This is a genomic window from Phenylobacterium sp. (assembly GCF_036502675.1).
Taxonomy (GTDB): Bacteria; Pseudomonadota; Alphaproteobacteria; order Caulobacterales; family Caulobacteraceae; genus Phenylobacterium.
The window spans coordinates 1-6,483 of sequence record NZ_DASXYF010000037.1; the positions used below are offsets into that span (position 1 = coordinate 1).

Genomic DNA, 6,483 nt, shown 5'->3' on the forward strand with positions numbered 1-6,483 from the left:
ATGCGGTGTTCATGGTCGGCCAGCCGCTGCTGGAAGGCCACGGCGGCCCGCCGGACCCGGAGCGGCTCAAGCGTCCGCTGTTCGGCCCCTTGAGCGCCGAGCACGTCACCTACCTGCTGAGCTTCGTGGGCGTCGGCGCCATCTTCTTCGTCGTGCAGAGCAGCGGGCTGGTCGGCGCCCTGCTGGGGGCGGGGACGGTGATCGTGCTGGGCTATCTGGTCTGGTTCATGGTCACCCAGTGCGATCGGGTCGAGCGCGAGCGGATGATGCTGGCGCTGGTGCTGGTCGCAGGCTCGGTGGTGTTCTGGGCGCTCTACGAGCAGGGCGGCTCGTCGCTGAACCAGTTCGCCGAGCGCAACGTCGACCTGCGGCTCTGGGCCGGCCAGTCGATGACCGCGGCCCAGGCCCAGTCCTTCCAGGGCGCCGGCATCCTGCTGCTGGCGCCGGCGATTTCGGCGCTGTGGGCTTGGCTCGGCGGGCGCGGGATGGACCCGAACCCGATGGCCAAGTTCTCGGTCGGCCTGCTGATGGTCGGGGCGAGCTTCTTCGTGATCGTCTTCGGCGCGCGCTTCGCCGGCCCCGACTTCAAGACCCCGCTGGTCTATCTGGCGGTCGCCTACATCATCCAGACCACGGGCGAGCTGTTCCTCTCGCCGGTCGGGCTGTCGGAGATGACCAAGCTCGCGCCGCGGGCGCTGGTCTCGACCATGATGGCGACCTGGTTCTTAGGGACGGCCGGAGCCCAGTGGCTGGCCGCCCAGATCGCCGCCCTGACCGCGGCGGACACGGTCAGCGGCCAGGTGCTCGATCCCGGCAAGTCGTTGGCCACCTACAACGACGTCTTCCTGAAGATCGGCGCCGTCGGGGTGGCCGCGGGCGTGCTGATGCTGGCGCTGTCGCCCTGGCTCAAGCGCTGGGCCCACGCCGCGCGCCCGGGCCATGCGGTGCACCCGGAGCCGATCGCGCCGGTGCTCGACGGCGAACGCCAGGCGGTGAACCCGGGTGTGATGCGGGCGGACCGCGAGGCTTAGGCTGAGCGAACGCCGCTTACAAATTCGTCCCGCCGACCGTCAGCCCGGTGATCTTCAGGCTCGGCTGGCCGACGCCGACCGGCACGCCCTGGCCGGCCTTGCCGCACACGCCGATGCCGGGGTCGAACGAGAAGTCGTCGCCGATCATGGTGACGCGGGTGAGCGCCGAGGGACCGTCGCCGATCAGGGTCGCGCCCTTCACCGGGGTGGTCACCTTGCCGTCCTCGATCAGGTAGGCCTCGGTGCACTGGAAGACGAACTTGCCGTTGGTGATGTCCACCTGGCCGCCGCCGAAGCTGGTGCAGTAGAGGCCGCGCTTGGTCGAGGCGATCATCTCGGCCAGCGGGGTGTCGCCGCCGAGCATGCCGGTGTTGGTCATCCGCGGCATCGGCATGTGCGCGTAGGACTGGCGCCGCGCATTGCCGGTGGGCGACAGTCCCATCAACCGGGCGCTCATCCGGTCGTGCATGTAGCCGACCAGGATGCCGTCCTCGATCAGGATCGTCCGCTCGGTCGGCGTGCCTTCGTCGTCGACGGTCAGCGAGCCTCTACGGCCCAGGATGGTCCCGTCGTCGAAGACGGTGACGCCCGGCGCGGCCACCCGTTCACCGATCCGGCCGGAGAAGGCCGAGGTGCCCTTGCGGTTGAAGTCGCCTTCCAGGCCGTGGCCGACCGCCTCGTGCAGCAGCACGCCGTTCCAGCCGGGGCCCAGCACCACATCCATCTCGCCGGCCGGGCAGGCGACGGCGTCGAGGTTAACCAGCGCCTGGCGCAAGGCCTCGTCGACCTGGCCCTGCCACTTCTCCGGCGTGATCCAGGCCTCGAAGCCGGTGCGGCCGCCGGCGCCGCTGGTGCCGGTCTCGCGCCGGCCGTCGCGCTCGACGCTGATCTGCACGTTGACCCGGCACAGCGGGCGCACGTCGCGGATCAGCCGGCCGTCGGCGCGCAGGATCTCCACCGTGCGCCGCTCGCCGGCCAGGCTGGCCATCACCTGCACCACCCGCGGGTCGCGGGCCCGGGCCCAGGCGTCGATTTCCTGCAGGAGTGCGACCTTGTCGGCGAAGGACGGCGAATCGAGCGGGTTGTCTTCGCTGTACAGCCTGGCGTTGGTAGCCCGCGGCGCCTCGGCCGCCTCGCCGGAATAGCCGCGCTTGGCGAGGGCGGCGCTGTCGGCCGCCCGGCCGATGGCGGCCTCGGAGATTTCGCTGGCGTGGGCGTAGCCGGCGGTCTCCCCGGCCACGACCCGCAGGCCGAAGCCCTCGGTGGCGTCGTAGGCCGCCGATTTCAGCCGCCCGTCGTCGAATACGAACGACTCGCTCTCCGACCGCTCCACGAACAGTTCGCCGTCGTCGGCGCCCTGCAGGGCCTCGGCCAGGCGCGCCCGGGCGCGTTCCGGCTCGACGCCGGCGGAGTCGAGGATAGAAGGAGCGGGAGCGTGGGCGTTCATCGGCGGCCTTGGGGTCTGGAGTCGCCCAAGAGATAGGGGCTTCGGGCCCTGGCGTCATCCCATGACGGCCGCGCGAGGCCCGCGCGGCACATCGTCCCGACCCGGACCCTCAACCGCCTTGGCAAGCCCAGTTTGAGCGCGTATGCACGCGCGCTGAAGGGCGAGCGGCGCGGGGTTTTGCGGCGTCTTCCTGCAAAGTCGGCGGGGGCGATCGTTTTTTCGCGAGGCGCGGCCGGCCAACCAGACCGAGGGGACATGAAGTCGAGGTTTCACGGGATGCGGGCTCTGGCGGCGGGGACCGCGGCGGGCGCGCTGACGGCGTTCTGGGGCGCAGCCGCCCTGGCGAAGGATCTGGTGGGGCAGCCGACGCCGGGGGCGATCGACATGCAGCCGGGCGTCACCCCGCTGCGGGAAGACGCGATCTGGTTCCACAACGTCATCCTGTTGCCGGTCATCACCGTCATCAGCGTGTTCGTGCTCGGGCTGCTGCTGTGGTGCGCCATCCGCTACAACAAGCGGTCCAATCCGATCCCCGCCCGCTGGAGCCACAACACCGTCGTCGAGGTGGTCTGGACGGTGGTGCCGGTGCTGATCCTGATGGTCATCTCCATCTTCTCGTTCCGCCTGCTGTTCGCCTACCACGACATGCCCAAGCCCGACCTGACAGTGAAGGCCACCGGCTACCAGTGGTACTGGGGTTACGAGTACCCCGACCAGAAGATCCCCGAATTCATCTCCAACGTGCTGCCGGAGAACCAGGCCAAGGCCAAGGACGTGCCCTTCCGCCTGGCCGCCACCGAGCCGCTGGTGGTGCCGGTGAACAAGGTGGTCCGCGTGCTGGTCACCGGCGCCGACGTGATCCACGCCTTCGCCGTGCCGTCGTTCGGGATCATCGCCGACGCGGTGCCCGGCCGGGTCAACGAGACCTGGTTCAAGGCCGACCGCACCGGGATCTTCTACGGCTCCTGCCGCGAGCTGTGCGGCGTCGACCACGCCTTCATGCCGATCGAGGTGCATGTGGTGACCCAGCCGGAGTTCGACGCCTGGGTGCAGGCCAAGACCGGCGGCAAGGCGCCTTCGCCCGCGGCCGCCGCGGCCAGCGCCGGCGCCGAGGCTTCCGGGACCACGCCGCCCGCCGCTGCGCCGCCCGCCCCGGTCAATCCGGCCGCCGCGGGATCGCCGCCCGCCCCGGCCACGACCACCCAGCCTGCGCCCGCCGCGGCGCCGGCGGCGAAATGACCTCCTAGGATAGCGTACGATGGCTCAAGCCTCCGCCTACCACAGCGACCATGACGCCGGCGACCACAAGCCCGGCTTCATCACCCGCTGGTTCTTCTCCACCAACCACAAGGACATCGGCACCCTCTACATCCTGTTCGCCATCATGGCGGGCCTGGTGGGCGGGGCGCTGTCGGGCCTGATCCGCTGGGAGCTGGCGGAGCCGGGCATCCAGGTGTTCACCAAGGGCTCGCTGCTGGACCACCTGGGCCTGATCGAGGCGTCCAAGCACGGCTATAACGCGGTGGTCACCGCCCACGCCCTGATCATGATCTTCTTCATGGTCATGCCGGCGATGATCGGCGGCTTCGGCAACTGGTTCGTGCCGCTGATGATCGGGGCGCCGGACATGGCCTTCCCGCGGATGAACAACATCTCGTTCTGGCTGCTGGTGGCCTCCTGGGTCATGCTGCTCACCTCGATGTTCGTCGACGGCGGGCCGGGCAAGGGCTTCGGCGGCGGCTGGACGATCTATCCGCCGCTCTCCACCTCCGGGCACACCGGCCCGGCCATGGACTGCGCGATCCTGGCGCTGCACCTGGCCGGCGCCAGCTCCATCCTGGGGGCGATCAACTTCATCACCACCATCTTCAACATGCGCGCCCCGGGCATGACCCTGCACCGGATGCCGCTGTTCGTGTGGTCGATCCTGGTGACGGTGTTCCTGCTGCTGCTCTCGCTGCCGGTGCTGGCGGGCGCGATCACCATGCTGCTCACCGACCGCAACTTCCACACCCACTTCTTCGACGCGGCGGGCGGCGGCGACCCGGTGATGTTCCAGCACCTGTTCTGGTTCTTCGGGCATCCTGAGGTGTACATCCTGATCCTGCCGGGCTTCGGCATCATCAGCCACATCGTCTCCACCTTCTCGCGCAAGCCGGTGTTCGGCTACCTGGCCATGGCCTACGCCATGGTGGCGATCGGCTTCATCGGCTTCGTCGTGTGGGCCCACCACATGTTCACGGTGGGGATGAACATCAACCTGCGCGCCTACTTCGTGGCCGCCACCATGGTCATCGCGGTGCCCACCGGGGTGAAGGTGTTCTCCTGGATCGCCACCATGTGGGGCGGCTCCATCGACTTCAAGACGCCGATGCTATGGGCGATGGGCTTCATCTTCCTGTTCACCGTCGGCGGCGTCACCGGCGTGGTGCTGGCCAACGCCGGCGTCGACTACAGCGTGCATGACACCTACTACGTGGTCGCCCACTTCCACTACGTGCTGAGCCTGGGCGCCGTGTTCGCGATCTTCGCCGGCTTCTACTACTGGTTCGAGAAGATGTGGGGCGTGAAGTACCGGGAGTTCCTGGGCGCGACGCACTTCTGGATCACCTTCGTCGGCGTGAACCTGATCTTCTTCCCGCAGCACTTCCTGGGCCTGCAGGGGATGCCCCGTCGCTACGTCGATTATCCGGAGGCCTTCGCCTACTGGAACAAGGTCTCCTCGTTCGGCTATGTGGTGACCCTGGTGGGCGTGGGCGTGTTCCTGCTGGTGCTGCTCGACGCCATGGTGTTCCGCCGCAAGGCCGAGGCGAACCCCTGGGGCGAAGGCGCCACCACCCTGGAATGGACGCTGCCCTCGCCGCCGCCGTTCCACCAGTTCAACGAACTGCCGGTGGTGAAGCCCGACGTGCATTGAGGCGTCCGGCGTCGGACCCGATCGAGGGCGTGGGCGGGAGCGATCCGGCCCGCGCCCTTCGAGCTTTTCGAGAGTAGTCTTACATGGCCATGTCGCCCGCCGTCTCCGCCGCCCAGCCCGCCCGCTGGCAGGACTTCGTGCAGCTCTTGAAGCCGCGCGTGATGTCGCTGGTGGTGTTCACGGCGCTCACCGGCCTGATCTGCGCGAACCAGCCGGTGGACCCGATCCTGGGCGCGGTGGCGATCCTCTGCATCGCCGTGGGCGCCGGGGCCTCGGGCGCGCTGAACATGTGGTACGACGCCGACATCGACCGGATGATGCGCCGCACCCGCGGGCGGCCGGTGCCGGCGGGCCGGGTGCAGGGCGCCGACGCGCTGGCGCTGGGCGTCGTGCTGTCGCTGTTCTCGGTGATGCTGATGGGGATGGCGCTGAACTGGCTGGCGGCGGGGCTGCTGGCCTTCACCATCGCTTTCTACGCCGTCGTCTACACCATGTGGCTGAAGCGCTCGACGGCGCAGAACATCGTCATCGGCGGCCTGGCCGGGGCGCTGCCGCCGGTGATCGGCTGGGCGGCGGCGGCCGGGGCGGCGCCGTTCAACGCCTGGCTGCTCTGCGCCATCATCTTCATGTGGACGCCGCCGCACTTCTGGGCGCTCAGCCTCTACACCAGCGAGGACTATGAGAAGGCCGGCGTGCCGATGATGCCGGTGGTGGCCGGCGCAGCCTCCACCCGACGCCAGATCCTGGTCTACAGCCTGCTCTTCGCGCCGCTCTGCCTCGTCCCGGCCTTCACGGGCCTGGGCGGGCCGATCTACCTGGCGGTGGCCGCGGCGGGCGGCCTGGTCTTCGTCCTGCTGGCCGCGCGGCTGTCGCGCAGCCAGGCCGGCGAGGCCAAGGGCCAGCGCAACGAAGAGGCGTCTCCCGGGGGCCTCTATGATGTGCGGGCCGGGGCCAAGGACGCGCGCAACCTGTTCGCCTTCTCGATCCTCTACCTGACCCTGCTGTTCGCCACCCTGCTGGTCGAGCACCTGATGGCGGTCAAGCCGCTGGAGCTTCTCTAGATGAGCGATCCCGCCAACGAGTCGCCG

5 protein-coding genes are annotated in these 6,483 nt (G+C 69.3%); 4 read left to right on the top strand and 1 reads right to left on the bottom strand.

Translation table 11 applies throughout. The features are described from left to right. Positions 1 to 1,031: oligopeptide:H+ symporter (locus tag VGL30_RS04455; RefSeq protein ID WP_331537205.1), on the top strand; the 1,031-nt coding region annotated here is incomplete at its 5' end. Positions 1,032 to 1,047: 16 nt separating this feature from the next. Here the strand turns inward: VGL30_RS04455 and tldD are convergent. Continuing rightward, positions 1,048 to 2,478 carry a metalloprotease TldD gene (gene tldD / locus VGL30_RS04460; protein ID WP_331537207.1) on the bottom strand — a complete coding sequence of 477 codons (1,431 nt, stop codon included), beginning with the start codon at positions 2,476 to 2,478 and terminating at the stop codon, positions 1,048 to 1,050. 255 nt (positions 2,479 to 2,733) lie between these two features. Between tldD and coxB the strand changes: the two genes are divergently transcribed. The 3 genes from coxB to cyoE all read left to right on the top strand — a co-directional run bounded on the left by coxB (position 2,734) and on the right by cyoE (position 6,456). Beyond that, entirely contained in the window at positions 2,734 to 3,717 is a 984-nt protein-coding gene (gene coxB / locus VGL30_RS04465) for a cytochrome c oxidase subunit II (RefSeq protein ID WP_331537209.1), read from the top strand. 19 nt (positions 3,718 to 3,736) lie between these two features. After that, positions 3,737 to 5,395 carry a cytochrome c oxidase subunit I gene (gene ctaD / locus VGL30_RS04470; RefSeq protein ID WP_331537211.1) on the top strand — a complete coding sequence of 553 codons (1,659 nt, stop codon included), beginning with the start codon at positions 3,737 to 3,739 and terminating at the stop codon, positions 5,393 to 5,395. A gap of 83 nt (positions 5,396 to 5,478) precedes the next feature. Next, complete coding sequence (gene cyoE, locus VGL30_RS04475) at positions 5,479 to 6,456, top strand: heme o synthase (protein ID WP_331537213.1); 978 nt, start codon at positions 5,479 to 5,481, stop codon at positions 6,454 to 6,456. Positions 6,457 to 6,483: the final 27 nt, after the last annotated feature.